The 20,225-nt window shown below is 69.2% G+C and carries 28 protein-coding genes; 3 read left to right on the top strand and 25 right to left on the bottom strand.

Translation table 11 applies throughout. From position 1 onward, the window contains the following. The first annotated feature begins 141 nt into the window (after positions 1-141). Positions 142-1,134, top strand: coding sequence for a type I pantothenate kinase (gene coaA, locus AC3ET4_RS00095; RefSeq protein WP_431944431.1), 993 nt, complete (start codon positions 142-144; stop codon positions 1,132-1,134). 29 nt (positions 1,135-1,163) lie between these two features. Next, positions 1,164-2,111: a DUF389 domain-containing protein gene (locus AC3ET4_RS00100; protein WP_431944433.1), complete on the top strand. Its 948-nt coding sequence runs from the start codon at positions 1,164-1,166 to the stop codon at positions 2,109-2,111. Here the strand turns inward: AC3ET4_RS00100 and glmM are convergent. From glmM to AC3ET4_RS00120, 4 genes are all read right to left on the bottom strand, one after another. Beyond that, complete coding sequence (gene glmM / locus AC3ET4_RS00105; protein ID WP_431944435.1) at positions 2,108-3,466, bottom strand: phosphoglucosamine mutase; 1,359 nt, start codon at positions 3,464-3,466, stop codon at positions 2,108-2,110. The genes AC3ET4_RS00100 and glmM overlap by 4 nt on opposite strands. 142 nt (positions 3,467-3,608) lie before the next feature. Next, the gene (gene rpsI / locus AC3ET4_RS00110; RefSeq protein ID WP_319140461.1) at positions 3,609-4,109 is read right to left on the bottom strand and encodes a 30S ribosomal protein S9; all 501 of its coding nucleotides are present in this window, start codon (positions 4,107-4,109) and stop codon (positions 3,609-3,611) included. A 40-nt stretch (positions 4,110-4,149) separates the two neighbouring features. Next, a complete protein-coding gene (gene rplM / locus AC3ET4_RS00115; protein ID WP_361800595.1) occupies positions 4,150-4,596 on the bottom strand; it encodes a 50S ribosomal protein L13 in 447 nt (148 codons plus the stop codon). Between the two features lie 303 nt (positions 4,597-4,899). Then, complete coding sequence (locus AC3ET4_RS00120; protein ID WP_431944438.1) at positions 4,900-6,522, bottom strand: ATP-binding cassette domain-containing protein; 1,623 nt, start codon at positions 6,520-6,522, stop codon at positions 4,900-4,902. 65 nt (positions 6,523-6,587) lie between these two features. On the opposite strand from AC3ET4_RS00120, the gene AC3ET4_RS00125 reads away from it, so the two are divergent. Further along, the gene (locus AC3ET4_RS00125; RefSeq protein WP_431944440.1) at positions 6,588-7,628 is read left to right on the top strand and encodes a hypothetical protein; all 1,041 of its coding nucleotides are present in this window, start codon (positions 6,588-6,590) and stop codon (positions 7,626-7,628) included. Positions 7,629-7,878: 250 nt separating this feature from the next. Here the strand turns inward: AC3ET4_RS00125 and truA are convergent, their stop codons facing one another. From truA to rplN, 21 genes are all read right to left on the bottom strand, one after another. Continuing rightward, positions 7,879-8,736, bottom strand: a complete 858-nt coding sequence (truA, locus tag AC3ET4_RS00130; protein ID WP_431944442.1) for a tRNA pseudouridine(38-40) synthase TruA — start codon at positions 8,734-8,736, stop codon at positions 7,879-7,881. Between the two features lie 72 nt (positions 8,737-8,808). Then, positions 8,809-9,324, bottom strand: coding sequence for a 50S ribosomal protein L17 (gene rplQ / locus AC3ET4_RS00135; protein ID WP_431944444.1), 516 nt, complete (start codon positions 9,322-9,324; stop codon positions 8,809-8,811). An 82-nt stretch (positions 9,325-9,406) separates the two neighbouring features. Continuing rightward, positions 9,407-10,429 (bottom strand): DNA-directed RNA polymerase subunit alpha, encoded by a 1,023-nt coding sequence (locus AC3ET4_RS00140; RefSeq protein ID WP_431944445.1) that lies wholly within the window; start codon positions 10,427-10,429, stop codon positions 9,407-9,409. A 104-nt stretch (positions 10,430-10,533) separates the two neighbouring features. After that, a complete protein-coding gene (rpsD, locus tag AC3ET4_RS00145; RefSeq protein ID WP_431944447.1) occupies positions 10,534-11,160 on the bottom strand; it encodes a 30S ribosomal protein S4 in 627 nt (208 codons plus the stop codon). Between the two features lie 36 nt (positions 11,161-11,196). Further along, entirely contained in the window at positions 11,197-11,601 is a 405-nt protein-coding gene (gene rpsK / locus AC3ET4_RS00150) for a 30S ribosomal protein S11 (RefSeq protein WP_018558890.1), read from the bottom strand. 67 nt (positions 11,602-11,668) lie between these two features. Further along, the gene (gene rpsM / locus AC3ET4_RS00155; RefSeq protein ID WP_361800616.1) at positions 11,669-12,049 is read right to left on the bottom strand and encodes a 30S ribosomal protein S13; all 381 of its coding nucleotides are present in this window, start codon (positions 12,047-12,049) and stop codon (positions 11,669-11,671) included. 189 nt (positions 12,050-12,238) lie between these two features. Then, complete coding sequence (rpmJ, locus tag AC3ET4_RS00160) at positions 12,239-12,352, bottom strand: 50S ribosomal protein L36 (protein ID WP_003956441.1); 114 nt, start codon at positions 12,350-12,352, stop codon at positions 12,239-12,241. Positions 12,353-12,379: 27 nt separating this feature from the next. After that, entirely contained in the window at positions 12,380-12,601 is a 222-nt protein-coding gene (gene infA, locus AC3ET4_RS00165) for a translation initiation factor IF-1 (protein ID WP_003956442.1), read from the bottom strand. 154 nt (positions 12,602-12,755) lie between these two features. Next, positions 12,756-13,592 carry a type I methionyl aminopeptidase gene (gene map / locus AC3ET4_RS00170; RefSeq protein WP_431944458.1) on the bottom strand — a complete coding sequence of 279 codons (837 nt, stop codon included), beginning with the start codon at positions 13,590-13,592 and terminating at the stop codon, positions 12,756-12,758. Between the two features lie 93 nt (positions 13,593-13,685). Next, on the bottom strand, positions 13,686-14,360 hold the full coding sequence (locus tag AC3ET4_RS00175) for an adenylate kinase (protein WP_431944460.1): 675 nt from the start codon (positions 14,358-14,360) through the stop codon (positions 13,686-13,688). Beyond that, the gene (secY, locus tag AC3ET4_RS00180; protein WP_431944462.1) at positions 14,360-15,673 is read right to left on the bottom strand and encodes a preprotein translocase subunit SecY; all 1,314 of its coding nucleotides are present in this window, start codon (positions 15,671-15,673) and stop codon (positions 14,360-14,362) included. Before secY ends, AC3ET4_RS00175 begins: the two co-directional genes overlap by 1 nt. A 222-nt stretch (positions 15,674-15,895) precedes the next feature. Further along, positions 15,896-16,351, bottom strand: a complete 456-nt coding sequence (rplO, locus tag AC3ET4_RS00185) for a 50S ribosomal protein L15 (RefSeq protein WP_319158052.1) — start codon at positions 16,349-16,351, stop codon at positions 15,896-15,898. Between the two features lies 1 nt (position 16,352). Then, positions 16,353-16,535 carry a 50S ribosomal protein L30 gene (gene rpmD / locus AC3ET4_RS00190; RefSeq protein WP_018558884.1) on the bottom strand — a complete coding sequence of 61 codons (183 nt, stop codon included), beginning with the start codon at positions 16,533-16,535 and terminating at the stop codon, positions 16,353-16,355. After that, positions 16,535-17,140, bottom strand: coding sequence for a 30S ribosomal protein S5 (gene rpsE / locus AC3ET4_RS00195; RefSeq protein WP_003998815.1), 606 nt, complete (start codon positions 17,138-17,140; stop codon positions 16,535-16,537). Before rpsE ends, rpmD begins: the two co-directional genes overlap by 1 nt. Positions 17,141-17,181: 41 nt before the next feature. After that, positions 17,182-17,565: a 50S ribosomal protein L18 gene (rplR, locus tag AC3ET4_RS00200; RefSeq protein WP_431944466.1), complete on the bottom strand. Its 384-nt coding sequence runs from the start codon at positions 17,563-17,565 to the stop codon at positions 17,182-17,184. A 3-nt stretch (positions 17,566-17,568) separates the two neighbouring features. Beyond that, the gene (gene rplF / locus AC3ET4_RS00205; RefSeq protein ID WP_431944468.1) at positions 17,569-18,108 is read right to left on the bottom strand and encodes a 50S ribosomal protein L6; all 540 of its coding nucleotides are present in this window, start codon (positions 18,106-18,108) and stop codon (positions 17,569-17,571) included. A gap of 21 nt (positions 18,109-18,129) precedes the next feature. Continuing rightward, positions 18,130-18,528 carry a 30S ribosomal protein S8 gene (gene rpsH, locus AC3ET4_RS00210; protein ID WP_431944470.1) on the bottom strand — a complete coding sequence of 133 codons (399 nt, stop codon included), beginning with the start codon at positions 18,526-18,528 and terminating at the stop codon, positions 18,130-18,132. Positions 18,529-18,723: 195 nt separating this feature from the next. Further along, positions 18,724-18,909, bottom strand: coding sequence for a type Z 30S ribosomal protein S14 (locus AC3ET4_RS00215; RefSeq protein WP_059127180.1), 186 nt, complete (start codon positions 18,907-18,909; stop codon positions 18,724-18,726). A 3-nt stretch (positions 18,910-18,912) separates the two neighbouring features. Then, complete coding sequence (rplE, locus tag AC3ET4_RS00220; RefSeq protein WP_018558880.1) at positions 18,913-19,470, bottom strand: 50S ribosomal protein L5; 558 nt, start codon at positions 19,468-19,470, stop codon at positions 18,913-18,915. Further along, on the bottom strand, positions 19,470-19,793 hold the full coding sequence (gene rplX / locus AC3ET4_RS00225) for a 50S ribosomal protein L24 (protein WP_431944472.1): 324 nt from the start codon (positions 19,791-19,793) through the stop codon (positions 19,470-19,472). The genes rplE and rplX overlap by 1 nt, the downstream gene beginning before the upstream one ends. Positions 19,794-19,796: 3 nt before the next feature. Continuing rightward, a complete protein-coding gene (rplN, locus tag AC3ET4_RS00230) occupies positions 19,797-20,165 on the bottom strand; it encodes a 50S ribosomal protein L14 (protein ID WP_055718836.1) in 369 nt (122 codons plus the stop codon). Positions 20,166-20,225 lie beyond the last annotated feature (60 nt).

Consider the following 20,225-nt stretch of genomic DNA (forward strand, 5'->3'; position numbering starts at 1 on the left):
TCCCCGCACAACAGCGGGCATCGGCTCCGGGCCCTCCCCCGACCTCGGGATCCGCGGCGCGGCAGACCCGGCAGACCCGGCAGGCGGCGGTCGGGACGACCCCGGCGCGAGTGCCGTTCACCCCGGCGCAACAATGAGTCCGTGCCGCCGACCATCACGCCTCACCCGTCCCGCCGCCGCGCCGAGCCCACGCCCTACGTCGACCTGACGCGGGCCGAGTGGAGCGCGCTGCGCGACCGGACCCCGCTGCCGCTCACCGCCGAGGAGGTCGAGCGGCTGCGCGGCCTCGGCGACGTCATCGACCTGGACGAGGTGATCGACGTCTATCTGCCGCTGTCGCGGCTGCTCAACCTCTACGTCGGCGCCACCCACGGCCTGCGCGGCGCGGTCAACACCTTCCTCGACGACACCGGGGAGGGGCACGGCTCCCAGACCGGCACGCCCTTCGTCATCGGGATCGCCGGCAGCGTCGCGGTCGGCAAGTCCACCACCGCGCGCATCCTGCAGGCGCTGCTGGCCCGCTGGCCGGAGCACCCGCGGGTGGAACTGGTCACCACCGACGGCTTCCTGCTGTCCAAGGCCGAACTCGAGCGCCGCGGGCTGATGTCCCGCAAGGGTTTCCCCGAGTCGTACGACCGGCGCGCCCTGACCCGCTTCGTGGCCGACGTGAAGGCCGGCAAGGACGAGGTGCGGGCGCCCGTCTACTCGCACCTGATCTACGACATCGTGCCGGACGAGGAGCTGGTGGTCCGCAGGCCGGACATCCTCATCGTCGAGGGCCTGAACGTCCTGCAGCCCGCCCTGCCGGGCAAGGACGGCCGCACGCGGGTCGCGCTCGCCGACTACTTCGACTTCAGCCTGTACGTGGACGCGCGCACCGAGGACATCGAGCAGTGGTACCTGGCGCGCTTCCGCACGCTGCGTGAGACCGCCTTCCAGAACCCGCTGTCGTACTTCCACCGCTACACCGAGGTCTCCGAGGAGGAGGCCATGGAGTACGGCCGCCACACCTGGCGCGCCATCAACCAGCCCAACTTGCTGGAGAACGTGCTCCCGACCCGCGGCCGGGCCACCCTCGTCCTGCGCAAGGGCCCCGACCACAAGGTGAGAAGGCTCTCACTGCGCAAACTGTAGTCCGCGGACCTCGGGGTAGCCTGCCCCGCATGCTGCATCTCAGGATGATCGTCCCGCAGGGGAGCACCGGCGACGTCGTGTCCCTCCTCGAGGGGACCGTCGGCGCCACCCACGTCGCCGTGCTGCCCGGAGCGGCCCTCAACCCGCGCGGGGACATCGTCATGTGCGACGTGGCGCGTGAGGCGGGCGACGAACTACTGCGGGCGCTGCGGCGCATGGGCGTCGCCGACACGGGCTCGATCGCGGTGGAGCACATCGATCTGTCACTGTCGGCTCGCGCCGACAAGGCCGAGGAGGAGGCACCCGGGGAAAGCGCGGACGCCGTGCTGTGGGAGTCGCTGACCGACGCGACCCACGAGGAGTCCACCCTCACCGTCACCTACCTGGCGTTCCTGGCCCTGGCGACGATGCTTGCGGCCTGCGGCGTGATGCTGGACAGCGCGATCCTGATCGTCGGTGCGATGGTCGTCGGCCCCGAATTCGGTCCGCTGGCGGGTGTGTGCACCGGCCTGGTCCAGCGTCGCGGGCGGCTGGCCCGGCGTTCCCTGACGGCGCTGCTGGTGGGCTTCCCGGTGGGTATGGTGCTCACCGGCGGATTCAACTACCTGATGGACGCCCTCGGCGTCTTCAGCGTGACCGACTTCACGGCGCCGCATCCGTCGACCTCGTTCATCTGGCAGCCGGACGCCAGCTCCTTCGTGGTGGCGTTCCTCGCCGGGATAGCCGGAATCCTGTCGCTGACCTCCGCCAAGTCCGGCGCCCTGGTCGGCGTGGCGATCTCGGTGACCACCGTCCCGGCGGCCGCCAACGCCGCCCTCGCGCTGTCCTACGGCGACTATCGCGAGCTGTGGGGCTCCTCGGCGCAGCTGGGCGTCAACCTGGCGGGCATCGTCATCGCGGGCGTCCTGACGCTGCTCGCCCAGAAGGGTTTCTGGGCGATGCAGCGCAGGCGGCGTTCGGTGTCGCGCCCGGCCTAGCCGAGCGCGGACTTCACCGCGTCGGCGAGCCTGCCCGCCACGGAGCGGGCGTGGTCGATGTCCGCCGCCTCGACCATGACGCGGACCACAGGCTCGGTGCCGGAGGAGCGCAGCAGCACCCGGCCGGTGCCGCCGAGCTCGGTTTCCGCCTCGGCCACGGCCTCGGACAGCTCGGTGGAGGACTCGACACGGCTCTTGTCGACGTCCCTGACGTTGATCAGCACCTGCGGCAGCCGCTCCATGACGGCCGCCAGCTCGGCCAGGGAACGTCCGGTGGAGGCGACGCGGGCGGCCAGCATGAGGCCGGTGAGGGTGCCGTCGCCGGTGGTGGCGTGGTCGAGGATGATCACGTGGCCGGACTGCTCGCCGCCGAGCGCGTAGCCGTGCTCCTTCATCGACTCCAGCACATAGCGGTCGCCGACGGCGGTCTGCACCAGTTCGACGCCCTCGCGCTCCATGGCGAGCTTGAAGCCCAGGTTGGACATGACGGTGCCGACGACGGTGTTCTTCCGCAGCCGGTCCACCTCGCGCAGGGCGACGGCCAGCACGGCGAGGATCTGGTCGCCGTCGACCTCGTTGCCCTCGTGATCCACGGCCAGGCAGCGGTCCGCGTCGCCGTCGTGGGCGATGCCGAGGTGCGCACCGTGGTCGATGACGGCGGCCTTGAGCAGGTCCAGGTGGGTGGAGCCGCAGCCGTCGTTGATGTTGAGGCCGTCCGGCTGGGCGCCGATGGTGACCACCTCCGCGCCGGCCCGGGCGAAGGCCTCGGGCGAGACGCGGGCCGCGGCGCCGTTTGCCTCGTCCAGGACGATCTTCAGTCCGTCCAGGCGGTTCGGCAGGACGGCGATCAGATGGGCGACGTACTGGTCGAACCCCTCGTCGTACTCCCGCACCCGGCCCACCCCGGCGCCGGTGGGGCGGTCCCAGGGGGCCCCGGTGCGGTGCTCCTCGTAGACGGACTCGATACGGTCCTCCAGCTCGTCGGCGAGCTTGTGCCCGCCCCGGGCGAAGAACTTGATGCCGTTGTCGGGCATCGGGTTGTGGCTCGCCGAGAGCATCACGCCCAGGTCCGCGCCGAGCGCGCCGGTGAGATACGCCACGGCCGGTGTCGGCAGCACGCCCACCCGCAGCACGTCGACGCCGGCGCTGGCGAGCCCGGCCACCACGGCGGCCTCCAGGAACTCTCCGGACGCCCGCGGATCCCGTCCGACCACGGCCACCGGCCTATGGCCCTCGAACGTCCCCGCCTCGGCGAGCACGTGCGCCGCCGCGACCGACAGTCCGAGCGCGAGCTCGGCTGTCAGATCGGCGTTCGCCACACCGCGCACACCATCCGTACCGAAGAGTCGTCCCACGTCTTTCCTCCGAGATGTTGCCGTGCTCCGCCCCGAACCCGCCGGGCGTTCATCCGGTTATACGCCTGTGCCCCCGGAACGCGTACGCCCCGGACGCACGACGTGCCTCCGGGGCGTACCTGCAGCGCAGTGCGCGTGACGCTTAGCGCTTGCTGTACTGCGGCGCCTTGCGGGCCTTCTTCAGACCGGCCTTCTTGCGCTCGATCTCGCGCGCGTCGCGGGTCAGGAAGCCGGCCTTCTTGAGCGGGCCGCGGTTGTTGTCGACGTCCGCCTCGTTCAGCGCACGGGCGACGCCCAGGCGCAGCGCACCGGCCTGGCCGGAGATGCCGCCGCCGTTGATGCGGGCGATGACGTCGTAACGGCCGTCGAGCTCAAGGATCTTGAACGGCTCGTTGACTTCCTGCTGGTGCACCTTGTTGGGGAAGTACTCCTCAAGGGTGCGACCGTTGATCGTCCACTTGCCGGAGCCCGGGATGATCCGGACGCGGGCGACGGACTCCTTGCGGCGGCCCGTGCCGGCGGCCGGCTGGGGCTCGCCGAAGCGGGAGGCGAGGGACTCGGAGGTGTACTCCTCCGGGATCTCGATGGTCTCCACGATCTCGCCGTCCTCGACGAGAGGGGTCTCAGGGGTGGTCTCGGCCACGATGCTCCTCAGATGCTTTCTGTGTCGGTGGTGGCCGGGACTAGCCCTGCGCGACCTGGCTGATCTCGAACGGAACCGGCTGCTGGGCGCCGTGCGGGTGCTCCGCACCCGCGTACACCTTCAGCTTCGAGAGCATCTGGCGGCCCAGGCTGTTCTTGGGCAGCATGCCCTTGACGGCCTTCTCGATGGCCTTCTCGGGGTTCTTGTCGAGCAGCTCGTCGTAGCGGACGGAACGCAGACCGCCCGGGAAGCCCGAGTGACGGTAGGCGAGCTTCTGCTGCTTCTTGTTGCCGGAGAGGTGCACCTTGTCGGCGTTGATGATGATGACGAAGTCACCAGTGTCGACGTGAGGCGCGTACACCGGCTTGTGCTTGCCCCTCAGGAGGGACGCGGCCTGGGACGCCAGACGGCCCAGGACGACGTCCTGCGCGTCAATGACGTGCCACTGGCGCTGGACATCGCCGGGCTTGGGGCTGAACGTACGCACGGTCGTAGCCTTCGCTTCTTCAGTGAGTGGGTCCTGACAAGGCCACCCGGACGATCACGACAGCCCTATCGCCTGCGGCGACGCATACCGCGGGGGCGAACGCTGGTCATCGGCCCGGTGGACCGGCGTAACGGCCTCTCACGTGAGAACGAGCAAGCCAATACGCATAACGAACCTGCAGAATACCCGCGCCTGCCCGTTCGGGTCAAAACAGCGGCAGCGGGGGCGCGCCCGCCCCCGCCGCCGGCACGTCCCCGCTCCCGCCCCCCGCGTCCGAACCGCGGCCGGCCCCGCGACGCTCGGTCACCGCTCGCGCACGACCCGCGTCTCGTCCCAGACCGGCTCCGGCGGCTCGCGGACGAGCCCGTCCGTCCCGAAGACCAGGTACCGGTCGAAGCTGCGGGCGAACCAGCGGTCGTGCGTGACCGCCAGCACCGTGCCGTCGAACGCCTCCAGCCCCTCCTGCAGCGCCTCCGCCGACTCCAGGTCCAGGTTGTCGGTCGGCTCGTCCAGCAGCAGCGCCGTCGCCCCGGCGAGCTCCAGCAGCAGGATCTGGAAGCGCGCCTGCTGCCCGCCCGACAGCTGGTCGAAGCGCTGGTCGCCCTGCCGGTCGAGCTCGTAGCGCCGCAGGGCGGACATCGCCTTGCCGCGGTCACGGGCATGCTCGGTCCACAGGATGTCGACGAGGGTGCGCCCCATCAGCTCCGGATGCGCGTGCGTCTGGGCGAAGTGCCCCGGCACGACCCGCGCCCCCAGCTTCCACTCCCCCGCGTGGCGCACGCCGGCGTCGCCGGCCAGCAGCCGCAGGAAGTGCGACTTGCCCGAACCGTTGGAGCCGAGGACGGCCACCCGCTCCCCGTAGAAGACCTCCAGGTCGAACGGCTTCATCAGCCCGGTCAGCTCCAGCCCCACGCAGGTGACGGCGCGCAGCCCGGTGCGCCCGCCGGACAGCCGCATGCGGATGTCCTGCTCGCGCGGCGGCTCCTGCGGCGGCCCGGCCTCCTCGAACTTCCGCAGCCGGGTCTGCGAGGCGCGGTAGCGGGATGCCATGTCCGGGCTGACGGCCGCTTGCTGGCGGAGGGTCAGCACGAGCTTCTTCAGCCGGGCGTGCTCCTCCTCCCAGCGCCGCCGCAGCTCCTCGAAGCGTGCGAAGCGTTCACGGCGCGCCTCGTGGTACGTGGCGAAGCCGCCGCCGTGCACCCACACGTCCGAACCGGCCGGTCCCGGCTCCACGCTCACGATCTTCTCGGCCGAGCGGGCCAGCAGCTCCCGGTCGTGGGAGACGAACAGCACCGTCTTCCTGGTCTGCCGCAGCTGTTCCTCGAGCCAGCGCTTGCCGGGGACGTCGAGGTAGTTGTCCGGCTCGTCCAGCAGCAGCACCTCGTCGGTGCCGCGCAGCAGCGCCTCCAGCACCAGCCGCTTCTGCTCGCCGCCCGACAGCGTCCGCACCTCGCGCCACTGCGCCCGCTCGTAGGGGACGCCCAGCGCGGCCGTGGTGCACATGTCCCAGACCGTCTCGGCCTCGTAGCCGCGGGCCTCCGCCCAGTCGCTGAGCGCCTGCGCGTAGGCCAGCTGGGCCGCCTCGTCGTCCTGGGCCATGATCTTCAGTTCGGCGGCGTCGACCGCCGCCGCGGCCGCGCGGATCCGCGGCGGCGCCACGGACACCAGCAGATCCCGCACGGTGCGGTCGTCCCGCACCGAGCCGACGAACTGCGGCATGACGCCCAGTCCGCCGCTCACCGCGACCGTGCCGCCGTGCGGCTTCAACTCGCCGGAGATCAGCCGCAGAAGGGTCGTCTTGCCGGCGCCGTTCGCCCCGACCAGGGCCACCGCGGCGCCCTCGCCCACCCGGAACGAGACGTCGCCCAGCAACACCCGGCCGTCCGGCAGGTAGTACTCCAGATGCGCAACGTCCACATGTCCCATGAGGGGATTGTCGTAGCCCGCCCGCCCACCGCCAAACGGGTTTCCTCCTCTATAGAATCCGCGCCATGACTGACGGGTCGCAGCAGCCGTACAACCCGAACCAGGGATGGACCGCACCGCCGGGACAGCAAGGCGTCCCAGGCACGTCCGGGGAGCAGCGCCAGGTGCTCCGCGGCCAGATCGTCGGCGGGCCCGACCACCAGCCCCAGCAGCCCGCCTGGACCCCGCCCGCCGACTGGGCCCCACCGGAGCCCGGCCAGGGCACCCGCGGCCCCTCGCAGCCGCAGCACACGCCGCCCGCCGTCGAGGAGCCGGACTGGTCGGCGCTCGCCGAGGAGGCGGAGGCCGGCGCCCGGCGCCGCCGCCTCTTCCTGATAGGCGGCGGCGTCCTGGCCGCCGCAGCCGTCGCCGGCATCGTCGCGGTCGCCGTGGCCAGCTCCGGCAGCGGCCCCGCTCCTTCCCCGACCGCGACCGGCTCGGCCCCCTCCTCCGCCATCGCGCTGCCGCCCGAGCCCTCCTTCTCCGCGGTTGCGCCGGCCCCGACCTACGGCCCGCTCGACTTCCTCTCCACCGCCGCCAAGGACACCGCCCCGCTCGGGGTCGGCACCCTCTTCCCTGGCACGAAGCTCGACTACACCGGTGGCCGCTCCTACGTGAAGACCGCCGCCAAGGAGAACCGCGACTGCGCCGCGGCCGCGAAAAACCCGCTCGCCACCGCACTCGCCAAGGGCGGCTGCACCCGGATGATGCGGGTGACGTACACCCGCGGCGGCTCCGCCGTCACCGTGGGCGTGGCCGTGTTCAAGGACGCGGCGTCCGCCAGAGAACTGGCCAGGACCAACAGGTTCCTGCTCCCGCTGAGCGGAGGCGGGCTCGGCGACTTCTGCCACGGCGTCAAGTGCTGGGCCAAGTCGGGCGCGGTGGGCCGCTATGCCTACTTCTCCATCTCCGGCCCGAAGAGCGGCGCTGCGGCCACCTCCGCCGACACCGCGTCCCGCCAGGCCGGCCAGGACGTCTTCAACTACGCCTTCAACCGCATCGTGCAGCGCGGCAAGGACCAGGCCGCCGCGGCGATGGCCTCGGAGGCCGCCGCACCGGCCGGCTGACCCCGCCCGCGGAGCCGCCGCCCCGACCGCCGCCCCACCCAAGGGCCCGGGGCGGCCCCGCCGCCCACGGCATCCCCACGGGTACCCGTGCCCGGCGCGGCGGCTCCCGGACGGTGCCGCACGGGAACGCCTCGCCGCGACGACGCGGTGCCCGGCGCCGGGGCGCCCGCCCGCGGAACCCCTGTGGTCCGCCCGGCCGCTCTCCGGCACGGCGCACGCCCGCCCGGGACGACGAGGCGGCGGCCCCGCCTCAGGCCCTCGGCAAAGGAAGGGTGCGCATGTTGCGGGCCTCGCGGCTGCGCGCGGCCAGCAGCTCGTCCACCGGGTAACCGACCTCCTCCAGGGTCAGCCCGTGCGGCCGCACCACATTGACCGCCGAGTGCCGCACCCGTCCCGCCAGCACCTCCCCGGGGAAGCCGACCGGCCGGTGCCCGTCCCCCACCAGCAGCATCGCCCCGACCAGGGCCCGCACCATGTTGTGGCAGAAGGCGTCGGCGCGCACGGTCGCCACCGCCAACCCGGAGGCGTCCCGCTCCCAGTGCAGCTCCAGGAGGGTGCGGATGGTCGTCGCGCCCTCCCGCTTCTTGCAGTAGGCGGCGAAGTCGTGCTCGCCGAGCAGCCTGCGTGCCGCCTCGTTCATCAGGTCGACGTCCACCGGCCGGTCGTGCCAGAGCACATGGCCCCGCAGCAGCGGGTCGACCCCGCCCTGGTGGTCGCCGACCCGGTAGGCGTAGCGGCGCCAGATCGCGGAGAAGCGCGCGTTGAAACCGGCCGGTGCCCGCGACACCTTCCACACCCGTACGTCCCAGGGCAGCCGCCCGGCCAGCCGGCGCAGCAGCTTGCCGCCCTCCCGCTCCCAGACGTCCTCCGGCAGGTCGACATGCGCGACCTGCCCCCGGGCGTGCACCCCGGCGTCCGTCCGCCCGGCGACGGTCAGCTCGACCGGATCGGGCAGCCGCAGCACGGTCTGCAGGGCCGACTCCAGCTCCCCCTGCACCGTCCGCCTGCTGCGCTGCTTCGCCCACCCGGAGAACTCGGCCCCGTCGTAGGCCAGGTCCAGCCGCACCCGGACGAGACCGGGCTCCACCTCGTCACTCGCCACACTCACCCCCAGATCCTCTCCAGCACGCGGACGGGCCCGCCCCCAGCGATCTGGGTGCGGGCCCGTCCGGTCGGGACGTCAGGCGTCCTTGGACTCCTCGGCCGGAGCCTCGGTGGCCTCCGCCGTGTCCTCGGCCTCGACCTTCTCCTCGGCCGGAGCCTCGGTCTTGGCCTCGGCCTCCTTGACCGCGCGCTTGGTCGCGGCCTCCGCCTCGCCCGTGGCCTGCTGGGCCACGGTCAGCGCCTCCACCAGCTCGATGACGGCCATCGGCGCGTTGTCGCCGCGGCGGTTACCGATCTTGGTGATGCGGGTGTAACCACCCGGGCGGTTCTCGTACCGCGGGGCGATCTCGGTGAAGAGCGTGTGGACGATGCCCTTGTCCGTGATCGTCTGCAGCACCAGGCGACGGTTGTGGATGTCGCCCTTCTTCGCCTTGGTGATCAGGCGCTCCGCGACCGGACGCAGACGGCGCGCCTTGGCCTCGGTGGTGGTGATGCGACCGTGCTCGAACAGCGACTTCGCGAGGTTCGCGAGAAGCAGACGCTCGTGCGCGGCGCTGCCGCCCAGACGGGCACCCTTGGCGGGCTTCGGCATGGTGTTTCTCCTCAGATCTGCACCGGCCGTGTCAGGTACCGGTGTCAGGAACCCCCCAGGCGGACGCCTGGAGGCAGTCGGATCAGTACTGCTCGGTCTCGGCGAAGCCGGCGTCGGCGTCGTCGTCCGCACCGAAGGTGTCGGCGGCGGAGGTCGGGTCGAATCCGGGCGGGCTGTCCTTAAGGGCCAGGCCCATGCCGGCCAGCTTCGCCTTGACCTCGTCGATCGACTTCGCACCGAAGTTGCGGATGTCGAGCAGGTCGGCCTCGGAGCGCGCCACGAGCTCACCCACGGAGTGGATGCCCTCACGCTTGAGGCAGTTGTAGGAGCGGACGGTGAGCTCGAGCTCCTCGATCGGGAGCGCGAGGTCCGCGGCGAGGGCGGCGTCCGTCGGGGACGGGCCCATGTCGATGCCCTCGGCGTCGACGTTCAGCTCGCGGGCGAGACCGAACAGCTCGACGAGGGTCTTGCCGGCCGAGGCCACGGCGTCACGGGGGCGCATCGCGGGCTTGGTCTCGACGTCGACGATCAGCTTGTCGAAGTCGGTGCGCTGCTCGACACGGGTCGCCTCGACCTTGTAGCTGACCTTGAGCACCGGGCTGTAGATGGAGTCGACCGGGATGCGGCCGATCTCCTGGCCCTGCTGCTTGTTCTGGACGGCGGAGACGTAGCCGCGACCGCGCTCGACGGTCAGCTCCATCTCCAGCTTGCCCTTGGCGTTCAGGGTGGCCAGCACCAGGTCGGGGTTGTGCACCTCGACACCGGCCGGGGGCGCGATGTCGGCGGCGGTGACCACACCCGGGCCCTGCTTGCGCAGGTACATCACGACCGGCTCGTCGTGCTCCGAGGAGACGACCAGGGACTTGATGTTGAGGATGAGGTCGGTGACGTCCTCCTTGACACCCGGCACGGTGGTGAACTCGTGCAGGACGCCGTCGATCCGGATCGAGGTGACGGCGGCACCGGGGATCGAGGAGAGGAGCGTGCGGCGGAGCGAGTTGCCGAGGGTGTAGCCGAAGCCCGGCTCCAGCGGCTCGATCACGAACCGGGAGCGGAACTCGTCGACGACCTCTTCGGTCAACGAGGGGCGCTGAGCGATCAGCATGCGGTATTGCCTCCAGTCTTCGGCACCCACCATTTGATGCCGAGGCTTCAAGGGTACGGGCGGCGCGGCACGCAATGCCGCACCGCCCGGGACCGTGAGCCCTGCTACTTCGAGTAGAGCTCGACGATCAGCTGCTCCTGCACCTGGGTGTCGATCACCGGGCGCTCGGGCAGGTTGTGCACGAGGATCCGCAGACGCGAGGGGATCGCCTCCAGCCAGGCCGGGACGGTCCTCTCGCCGGCCTCCCCCTGAGCCACCTGGAAGGGGGTCAGGGTACGGGAGGACTCGCGGACCTCGATGATGTCGTTCGCGACGACACGGGCCGACGGGATGTCGGTCTTGACGCCGTTCACGAGGAAGTGGCCGTGACGGACCAGCTGCCGCGCATGATCGCGCGACTTGGCGAAGCCCGCCCGGTAGACCACGTTGTCCAGCCGGGACTCGAGGATGCGGAGCAGGTTCTCACCGGTCTTGCCGGTCCTGCGGTTCGCCTCGTCGTAGTAGCCCCGGAACTGCTTCTCAAGGACACCGTAGATGCGCGCGCACTTCTGCTTCTCACGCATCTGCAACAGGTACTCGCTGTCCTTGGTGCGCCCGCGTCCGTGCTCACCCGGGGGGTAAGGACGGATCTCGATCGGGCACTTCGCGCTCTCGCACTTGCTCCCCTTGAGGAAGAGCTTCTGCTTCTCCCGACGGCAACGCTTGCAGTCGGCCCCGGTGTAACGCGCCATTCCTGTTTTTCTCCTACCTGCTCAGCGGATTGCTGATCAGACGCGCCGGCGCTTCGGCGGGCGGCATCCGTTGTGCGGGGTCGGAGTGACGTCCTGGATCGAGCCGACCTCGAGGCCGGTGGCCTGGAGCGAGCGGATCGCGGTCTCACGGCCGGAGCCGGGGCCCTTGACGAACACATCGACCTTGCGCATGCCGTGCTCCTGCGCGCGGCGGGCGGCCGACTCGGCGGCCATCTGCGCGGCGAACGGGGTCGACTTGCGCGAGCCCTTGAAGCCGACGTGGCCGGCGGAGGCCCAGGAGATCACGTTGCCGGACGGGTCCGTGATCGAAACGATGGTGTTGTTGAACGTGCTCTTGATGTGGGCGTGCCCATGAGCGACGTTCTTCTTCTCCTTGCGGCGCACCTTCTTGGCGCCGGCCTGACGGCCCTTCGGAGGCATATGTGGTTACTCCCGGTGGAGGTGGTCGGTCCTACAGCGAAGACCGCTGACGAGCGTCCGCTGAGGACTACTTCTTGCCCGGCTTCTTCTTGCCGGCGATGGCGCGACGCGGGCCCTTGCGGGTGCGGGCGTTGGTGTGGGTCCGCTGGCCGTGGACCGGCAGACCGCGGCGGTGGCGCAGGCCCTGGTAGCAGCCGATCTCGACCTTGCGACGGATGTCCGCCTGGATCTCGCGACGGAGGTCACCCTCGGTCTTGATGTTGGCGTCCACGTACTCGCGGATCTTGACCAGGTCCTCTTCGTCCAGGTCGCGGACCCGGGTGTTCGGGTTCACGCCCGTGGCGGCGAGGGTCTCCTTGGCCAGGGTGCGGCCGATGCCGAAGACGTAGGTGAGGGCGACCTCCACACGCTTCTCGCGCGGGATGTCGACACCTGAAACGCGTGCCATTCAATGGCTCCTGTTGGTGTCCGGGGGTCTTCCACAGCACCGTTCCTGACCGCCGTACGAGGTACGGATCAGGTCTCCGGCCCCCGCCGGAGGTGCCGTCAGCCGAAGCGTTCCGGCCGGACGGGTGCTGCGTATGTACATGTGTTGCTCGCGTCGCGCGAAGAACTGCGAGGTGCAGGTCGGCGTGCGTCAGCCCTGGCGCTGCTTGTGGCGCAGGTTGTCGCAGATGACCATGACCCGGCCGTGGCGGCGGATCACCTTGCACTTGTCGCAGATCTTCTTGACGCTCGGCTTGACCTTCATGGAATCAGGTTCTCCGGGTCGTGAGATCTACTTGTAGCGGTAGACGATCCGTCCGCGCGTGAGGTCGTAGGGGGACAACTCCACAACGACCCGGTCATCGGGAAGGATGCGGATGTAGTGCATACGCATCTTGCCGCTGATGTGCGCGAGGACCTTGTGACCGTTCTGCAGCTCCACCTTGAACATAGCGTTCGGCAGAGACTCGATCACGGTGCCCTCGATTTCGATGGCGCCTTGCTTCTTGGCCATGTCCTGCTTTCGGGATCGGCTACCTTGGCCGGCTGCGGGCATGCCCGAAGGCACACGCGAGCCGACGTGACAGTCTACGTCAGCCGTTCCTGAAAGACGAATCCGGGGTGTATGCCCGCGGAAGATGATCGCTAAGCGGAACGGACGCCCTCGCTCAGGCGAGCGGGTCCGGGGCGGCCGTGATCCCGTACTCCGCCAGCTTGGCCTTGCCGCCGTCGCGGGCGGTCAGCACCAGCGGGCCCTCCTCGGTGAGCGCGACGGAGTGCTCCCAGTGGGAGGACCAGCTGCCGTCGTTCGACTTGACCGTCCACTCGTCCTCGAGGACGTGGGTGAGGGGGGTGCCCAGGCTCACCATCGGCTCGATGGCCAGGCACATGCCGGGCACCAGGCGCGGACCCTTGCCGCGCTTGCGCGAGACGTAGTTCAGCAGGTGGGGGTCCATGTGCATCTGCGAACCGATGCCGTGGCCGCCGTACTCCTCGATGATCCCGTACCTGCCACCGCCGGGCCTGGGCTGCCGGCGGATGTACGTCTCGATGGCCCGCGAGATGTCGACCAGCCGGTCGCCCTTGCGGAAGGCCGCGATGCCCGCCCACATGGACTCCTCGGTGACCCGGCTGAGCTCGACGAGCTCCGGGGCGTGACCGCTGCCCACGAAGGCGGTGTAGGCGGCGTCGCCGTGCCAGCCGTCGACGATGGCGCCGCAGTCGATCGAGATGACGTCGCCGTCCTTGAGGACCGTCGCGGTGTCCGGGATGCCGTGGACGACGACGTCGTTCACCGAGGTGCAGATCGTGGCGGGGAATCCGCCGTACCCCAGGAAGTTCGGCTTGGCGCCGTGGTCGGCGAGGACCTTGCGGGCCACGTCGTCCAGGTCCTTGGTGGTGGCCCCGGGTACGGCCGCCTCACGGGTGGCCTCGTGGATCGCGGCCACGACCAGGCCCGCCGCGCGCATCTTCGCGATCTGCTCGGGGGTCTTGATCTCCACCATCGGTCCTGGCCTTCCTTCGTCCCACCGGATTACCTCAACGGTACGGCCGCGGGGTCCTGGGGGACACCGCGGCCGCAACGGTCACGCATGTGTTCAGGCGGCGCTGTCGCCCGTGTCCTTCTTGTCGTGCAGCGCGTCCATCGCCCGCTTGGTCACCTCGGTGACCTTGCCCAGGGCCGAGATGGTGCGCACCAGGCCCTGCTGCTTGTAGTAGTCGATGATCGGCTCGGTCTTGCTGTGGTACTCCTCCAGCCGGACGCGCACCTTCTCCTCGGTGTCGTCCGACCGCTGGTACAGCTCGCCGCCGCACTCGTCGCAGACGCCCTCGGCCGCCGGCGGGTTGTAGACCACGTGGAAGACGTGGGCGCCGTTCTTGCGGCACAGCCGGCGACCGGCGATCCGCTTGACGACCTCCTCCTCGGGCACCTCGAGGTCCAGCACGGCGTCGAGCGCGATGCCGTTCTCGGCGAGGATCTTGTCGAGCGCCTGGGCCTGGCCCACGTTCCGCGGGAAGCCGTCGAGCAGGAAGCCGTTCTCGGCGTCCGCCTGCAGCATGCGGTCCTTGGCCATGCCGATGGTGATCTCGTCCGGCACCAGCCGGCCCGCGTCCATGTACTCCTGGGCCTTGCGGCCCAGCTCCGTGCCCTGGCTGATGTTCGCCCGGAAGAGGTCGCCCGTGGAGATGTGCGGGATCGACAGATTCCTGGCAAGGTACGCGGCCTGCGTACCCTTGCCGGCCCCGGGGGGGCCGACGAGGACGATGCGCATCAGCGGAGGAACCCTTCGTAGTTACGCTGCTGAAGCTGGCTCTCGATCTGCTTCACGGTCTCCAGGCCGACACCCACGATGATGAGGATGCTCGTCCCGCCGAACGGGAAGTTCTGGTTCGCGTTGAACAGCACCAGCGCCACGGTGGGCACCAGGGCGATCAGCCCCAGGTACATCGCGCCCGGCCACGTGATGCGGTTGAGCACGTAGCTGAGGTACTCCGCGGTGGGACGACCAGCCCGGACACCCGGGATGAACCCACCATACTTCTTCATGTTGTCCGCGACTTCCTCGGGGTTGAACGAGATGGCCACGTAGAAGAAGGCGAAGAAGACGATCAGCAGGAAGTACGTGGTGATGTAGATCGGGTGGTCGCCCTTGACCAGGTTGTCCCTGACCCAGTTCGCCCAGCCGGAGGTCGATCCACTGAACTGCACGACCAGCGACGGGATGTACAGGAGCGAGGACGCGAAGATGACGGGGATCACACCCGCCTGGTTCACCTTGAGCGGAATGTAGGTGGAGGTTCCACCATACGAACGACGCCCGATCATGCGCTTCGCGTACTGCACGGGGATGCGGCGCTGCGCCTGCTCGACGAAGACGACGAGGGCGACCATCGCCAGGCCCACGAGGATGACGGCGCCGAACTCGACCCAGCCGTCCGCGATGTTCCCGGACTTCTTGATCGCCCAGAGGGCGCCGGGGAAGCCGGCCGCGATCGACAGGAACATCAGGATCGACATGCCGTTGCCGATGCCGCGGTCGGTGATCAGCTCGCCCAGCCACATGATGAGCGCGGTGCCCGCGGTCATCGTGATGACCATCGTAATCGTGGTGAAGATCGACTGGTTGGGGACGATGTTGAAGCGGTCGGGGCACTGCTGGAAGAGGCTGCCGGAGCGGGCCGTGGCCACCAGGCCGGTGCCCTGCAGAACCGCGAGCGCCACGGTGAGGTAGCGCGTGTACTGCGTGATCTTGGTCTGGCCGGCCTGGCCCTCCTTCTTGAGGGCTTCCAGGCGGGGGATGACCACGGTGAGCAGCTGCAGGATGATGCTCGCGGTGATGTACGGCATGATGCCGAGCGCGAAGATCGTGAGCTGCAGAAGCGCGCCGCCGCTGAAGAGGTTCACCAGGCCGAAGAGACCCTGGTTCCCCCCGACCGCCTTGATGCAGGAGTTGACCACCTGGTAGTCGACCCCCGGGATCGGGATGTGGGCTCCCAGCCGGAACAGCACCATGATGGCCAGCGTGAACAGCAGCTTCTTGCGCAGGTCGGGCGTCCTGAACGCCCGGGCGAACGCGGTGAGCACGGTGCCTCCTGCGCCTCCCGCCTCTTCGGCGGGAGGTGACGGTGTTGAAAGCTACGAATGGTCTAACAGCAAAACGTTGGGGGTAGCCCGACCTGCGTGAGCACAAGGCTCCGCAAGACCGGCCCGGCCCACCTTACCGGCGAGCATCCTTCCCCGGAATGACCAACCGGGGATGCCCCGCACGAAAGTACGGAACATCCCCGGCTGGATGTGGCATCACTCTCAGACGAGCTCGGTGACCGAGCCGCCCGCGGCGGTGATCTTCTCCTTGGCGGAGCCGGAGACCGCGTCAACGGTCACCTGCAGCGCCACGGAGACCTCGCCGGTGCCCAGCACCTTGACGAGCTGGTTCTTCCGCACGGCACCCTTGGCGACCAGGTCGGCCACCGTGACCTCGCCACCCTCGGGGTAGAGCGCGGCCAGCTTGTCCAGGTTCACGACCTGGTACTCGGTGCGGAACGGGTTCTTGAAGCCCTTCAGCTTCGGAAGACGCATGTGGAGGGGCATCTGCCCACCCTCGAAGCGCTCCGGAACCTGGTAGCGGGCCTTCGTGCCCTTGGTACCACGACCGGCCGTCTTGCCCTTGGAGGCCTCACCACGACCGACACGGGTCTTGGCGGTCTTGGCACCCGGGGCCGGACGGAGGTTGTGGACCTTCAGCGGAGACTGCTCTCCCATGTCAGTCGACCTCCTCGACCGTGACGAGGTGGCGCACGGTGTGGACCATGCCGCGGATCTCCGGGCGGTCCTCCTTGACCACGACGTCGTTCAGCCGCTTCAGGCCGAGCGAACGCAGAGTGTCACGGTGGTTCTGCTTGCTGCCGATGTAGGACTTGACCTGCGTGACCTTGAGGCGAGCCATTACGCACCCACCCCTGCACGCGCCCGGAGCAGAGCAGCCGGGGCCACGTCCTCGAGCGGCAGGCCACGACGGGCGGCGATCTCCTCGGGGCGCTGCAGGCCCTTCAGAGCCTCCACCGTGGCGTGCACGATGTTGATCGCGTTGTCCGAGCCGAGCGACTTCGACAGCACGTCGTGGATACCGGCGCACTCCAGGACGGCGCGCACCGGACCACCGGCGATCACACCCGTACCGGGGGAAGCCGGCTTGAGCAGGACGACGCCCGCGGCCTTCTCGCCCTGGATCGGGTGCGGGATGGTGCCCTGGATACGGGGGACCTTGAAGAAGTGCTTCTTGGCCTCCTCAACGCCCTTGGCGATGGCGGCCGGCACCTCCTTGGCCTTGCCGTAACCGACACCCACGGTGCCGTCACCGTCGCCCACCACGACCAGCGCGGTGAAGCTGAAGCGACGACCACCCTTCACAACCTTGGCGACGCGGTTGATCGCGACGACGCGCTCAACGTACGCGGTCTTCTCGGCGGCAGCTGCGCCGCCGTCACGGCCCTTCCGGTCCCGCCGCTCGCCGCCACCGGCACCGCCACCGCGGCGCTGGGGTCCAGCCATTGGATTTACCTCTCTCTGTTTCCGCTAGCTACGGAACCGGCTCAGAAACCGAGCCCGGCTTCGCGGGCGGCGTCGGCCAGGGCAGCGATGCGACCGGCGTACCGGTTGCCACCGCGGTCGAACACAACGGTCCCGACGCCGGCCGCCTTGGCCCGCTCGGCGACCAGCTGGCCGACCTTCTTCGCCTGCTCGGTCTTGTCGCCCTCGGCACCCCGGATCGAGGTGTCCAGGTGCGACGCCGAGGCCAGGGTGTGGCCCTTGAGGTCGTCGATGACCTGCGCCGTGATGCCCCGGTTGGAACGGGTCACGACCAGGCGCGGACGCTCGTCCGTGCCCGAGATCCGCTTGCGGACGCGGATGTGGCGACGCTTCTTGGCAGCGCCCTTGTAAGCGTCGCCCTTGGCGATCTTCACGCCGTATGCCATGGCTTACTTACCAGCCTTTCCGACCTTGCGGCGGATGACTTCGCCCTCGTACTTGACGCCCTTGGCCTTGTACGGGTCGGGCTTCCGCAGCTTGCGGATGTTCGCGGCGACCTCGCCGACCTTCTGCTTGTCGATGCCCTCGACCGAGAACTTGGTGGGGCTCTCGACCTTGAAGGAGATGCCCTCGGGGGCCTCGACGAGGATCGGGTGGCTGTAGCCCAGGGCGAACTCCAGGTCGGAGCCCTTCGCCTGGACGCGGTAGCCGACACCGCTGATCTCGAGCTTCTTCACGTAGCCCGCGGTCACGCCGGTGATCATGTTCGCCACCAGCGTGCGGGACAGGCCGTGCAGGGCCTTGTTCTGACGCTCGTCGTTCGGACGCGACACCTGCAGGGTGCCGTCCTCGCTCTTGACGATGTCGATCGGCGCGGCAACGGTGTGGGTCAGGGAACCCTTGGGGCCCTTCACCGAGACCGTCCGGCCATCGATGGTGACGTCCACGCCGGCGGGAACCGGGATGGGCAGCCGTCCAATACGCGACATGGCTATACCTCCGTTTCCCGACTACCAGACGTAGGCGAGGACTTCCCCACCCACGCCCTTCTTGTTGGCCTGCTTGTCGGTGAGGAGCCCGTGGGAGGTGGAGATGATCGCCACGCCCAGGCCGCCGAGCACCTTCGGCAGGTTGGTGGACTTTGCGTAGACCCGCAGACCGGGCTTGCTGATGCGCTTGATGCCGGCGATCGAGCGCTCGCGGTTGGGACCGAACTTCAGGTCGATGGTGAGGTTCTTGCCGACCTCGGCGTCCTCGACCTTCCAGCCCTGGATGTAGCCCTCCTGCTGGAGGATCTCCGCGATGTGCGACTTGATCTTGCTGAACGGCATGGTGACCTCGTCGTGGTACGCGAAGTTCGCGTTCCGCAGACGCGTCAGCATGTCTGCGATCGGGTCAGTCATGGTCATGTGATGGCCTTAGGCCTCTCTCGCCGGGGTTTCCTATATGCGCCATCCCTCTCCCCCATGAGACTGGAGGCGGGTGCGGCGCGGGGACCTACGGCGTAGTAAGACGGTCATGGGCGGCGGGCGCCCAGCCCCTTTACCTTACGGTACTCAGGGCTGAGCTCCCGCCACTCATCTGCTTACCGAGAGCCCTGGTGGTTACCAGGAGCTCTTGGTCACGCCCGGCAGCTCACCGCGGTGCGCCATCTCACGAAGGCACACGCGGCACAGGCCGAACTTGCGGTACACGGAGTGCGGACGGCCGCAGCGCTGGCAGCGCGTGTAGGAACGCACGCCGAACTTGGGCTTGCGGGCGGCCTTCGCGATAAGAGCCTTCTTCGCCACGGCTCACGCCTCCTTGAACGGGAAGCCGAGGTGACGAAGGAGCGCGCGGCCCTCAGCGTCGTTGGTCGCCGTGGTCACCACGGTGATGTCCATACCCCGGGTGCGGTCGATCTTGTCCTGGTCGATCTCGTGGAACATGACCTGCTCCGTGAGACCGAAGGTGTAGTTGCCCCGGCCGTCGAACTGCTTCGGCGACAGACCGCGGAAGTCGCGGATGCGCGGGAGCGCGAGCGACAGCAGACGGTCCAGGAACTCCCACATGCGGTCACCGCGGAGGGTGACGTGGGCGCCGATCGGCTGGCCCTCGCGCAGCTTGAACTGCGCGATGGACTTACGGGCCTTGGTGACGGCCGGCTTCTGGCCGGTGATCGTGGTGAGGTCGCGGATCGCGCCCTCGATCAGCTTGGAGTCGCGGGCGGCGTCGCCCACACCCATGTTGACCACGATCTTGGTGAGACCGGGGATCTGCATGACGTTCTCGTACTGGAACTCGTCACGCATCTTGCCCGCGATCTCCTCGCGGTAGCGCGCCTTCAGACGAGGCGAAGTGGTGGCAGTCATCAGATGTCCTCACCGGTCCGCTTGGCAACGCGGATCTTGTTGCCCTCGTCGTCGAAGCGGTAGCCGACGCGGGTCACGACCTTCTTGCCGTCCTTCTCCACGACCAGCTGGACGTTGGACACGTGGACGGGAGCCTCGGTCGTGATGATGCCGCCGGTCTTGGAACCGCGAGCGGTCTGGCCGGCCTTGGTGTGCTTCTTGACCCGGTTGACACCCTCGACCAGGACACGGTCCTCGGCGGGGTAGGCCGCGATGACCTTGCCCTGCTTGCCCTTGTCCTTACCGGTGATGACCTGGACCAGGTCGCCCTTCTTGATCTTCATCGGTTACAGCACCTCCGGCGCGAGCGAGATGATCTTCATGAACTTCTTCTCGCGCAGCTCCCGGCCCACGGGGCCGAAGATACGGGTGCCGCGGGGGTCACCGTCGTTCTTGAGGATGACGGCCGCGTTCTCGTCGAAGCGGATGTACGAACCGTCGGGACGGCGGCGCTCCTTGACGGTGCGCACGACGACCGCCTTGACGACGTCGCCCTTCTTCACGTTGCCACCGGGGATCGCGTCCTTGACGGTGGCGACGATGACGTCACCGATTCCCGCGTAGCGGCGACCGGAGCCACCGAGCACACGGATGCAAAGAATCTCCTTCGCACCCGTGTTGTCGGCGACACGCAGTCGCGACTCCTGCTGGATCACGTCTATCTCCTGATCGTCTGCCGGTTCCCTCCGGGGCGGGCCCGGAGAGCCTGGCGGAAC

Source organism: Actinacidiphila sp. bgisy167, from assembly GCF_057707665.1.

Bases quoted from the DNA above. Each gene is read 5' to 3' on its own strand.
- infA (WP_003956442.1), bottom strand. From the start codon at position 12,601: ATGGCCAAGAAGCAAGGCGCCATCGAAATCGAGGGCACCGTGATCGAG.
- rpmJ (WP_003956441.1), bottom strand. From the start codon at position 12,352: ATGAAGGTCAAGCCGAGCGTCAAGAAGATCTGCGACAAGTGCAAGGTG.
- AC3ET4_RS00140 (WP_431944445.1), bottom strand. From the start codon at position 10,429: ATGCTGATCGCTCAGCGCCCCTCGTTGACCGAAGAGGTCGTCGACGAG.
- rplF (WP_431944468.1), bottom strand. From the start codon at position 18,108: ATGTCGCGTATTGGACGGCTGCCCATCCCGGTTCCCGCCGGCGTGGAC.
- AC3ET4_RS00120 (WP_431944438.1), bottom strand. From the start codon at position 6,522: ATGGGACATGTGGACGTTGCGCATCTGGAGTACTACCTGCCGGACGGC.
- AC3ET4_RS00175 (WP_431944460.1), bottom strand. From the start codon at position 14,360: ATGCGCATCGTCCTCGTCGGCCCCCCCGGGGCCGGCAAGGGTACGCAG.
- AC3ET4_RS00125 (WP_431944440.1), top strand. From the start codon at position 6,588: ATGACTGACGGGTCGCAGCAGCCGTACAACCCGAACCAGGGATGGACC.
- rplX (WP_431944472.1), bottom strand. From the start codon at position 19,793: ATGAAGATCAAGAAGGGCGACCTGGTCCAGGTCATCACCGGTAAGGAC.
- rplR (WP_431944466.1), bottom strand. From the start codon at position 17,565: ATGGCATACGGCGTGAAGATCGCCAAGGGCGACGCTTACAAGGGCGCT.
- rpsD (WP_431944447.1), bottom strand. From the start codon at position 11,160: ATGGCGCGTTACACCGGGGCCGACTGCAAGCGTTGCCGTCGGGAGAAG.
- AC3ET4_RS00100 (WP_431944433.1), top strand. From the start codon at position 1,164: ATGCTGCATCTCAGGATGATCGTCCCGCAGGGGAGCACCGGCGACGTC.
- rpmD (WP_018558884.1), bottom strand. From the start codon at position 16,535: ATGGCTCGCCTCAAGGTCACGCAGGTCAAGTCCTACATCGGCAGCAAG.
- map (WP_431944458.1), bottom strand. From the start codon at position 13,592: ATGGTGGAGATCAAGACCCCCGAGCAGATCGCGAAGATGCGCGCGGCG.
- rplO (WP_319158052.1), bottom strand. From the start codon at position 16,351: ATGGGAGAGCAGTCTCCGCTGAAGGTCCACAACCTCCGTCCGGCCCCG.
- rpsE (WP_003998815.1), bottom strand. From the start codon at position 17,140: ATGGCTGGACCCCAGCGCCGCGGTGGCGGTGCCGGTGGCGGCGAGCGG.
- rpsK (WP_018558890.1), bottom strand. From the start codon at position 11,601: ATGCCTCCGAAGGGCCGTCAGGCCGGCGCCAAGAAGGTGCGCCGCAAG.
- rplE (WP_018558880.1), bottom strand. From the start codon at position 19,470: ATGACTGCCACCACTTCGCCTCGTCTGAAGGCGCGCTACCGCGAGGAG.
- rpsM (WP_361800616.1), bottom strand. From the start codon at position 12,049: ATGGCACGCGTTTCAGGTGTCGACATCCCGCGCGAGAAGCGTGTGGAG.
- rpsH (WP_431944470.1), bottom strand. From the start codon at position 18,528: ATGACCATGACTGACCCGATCGCAGACATGCTGACGCGTCTGCGGAAC.
- rplQ (WP_431944444.1), bottom strand. From the start codon at position 9,324: ATGCCGAAGCCCGCCAAGGGTGCCCGTCTGGGCGGCAGCGCCGCGCAC.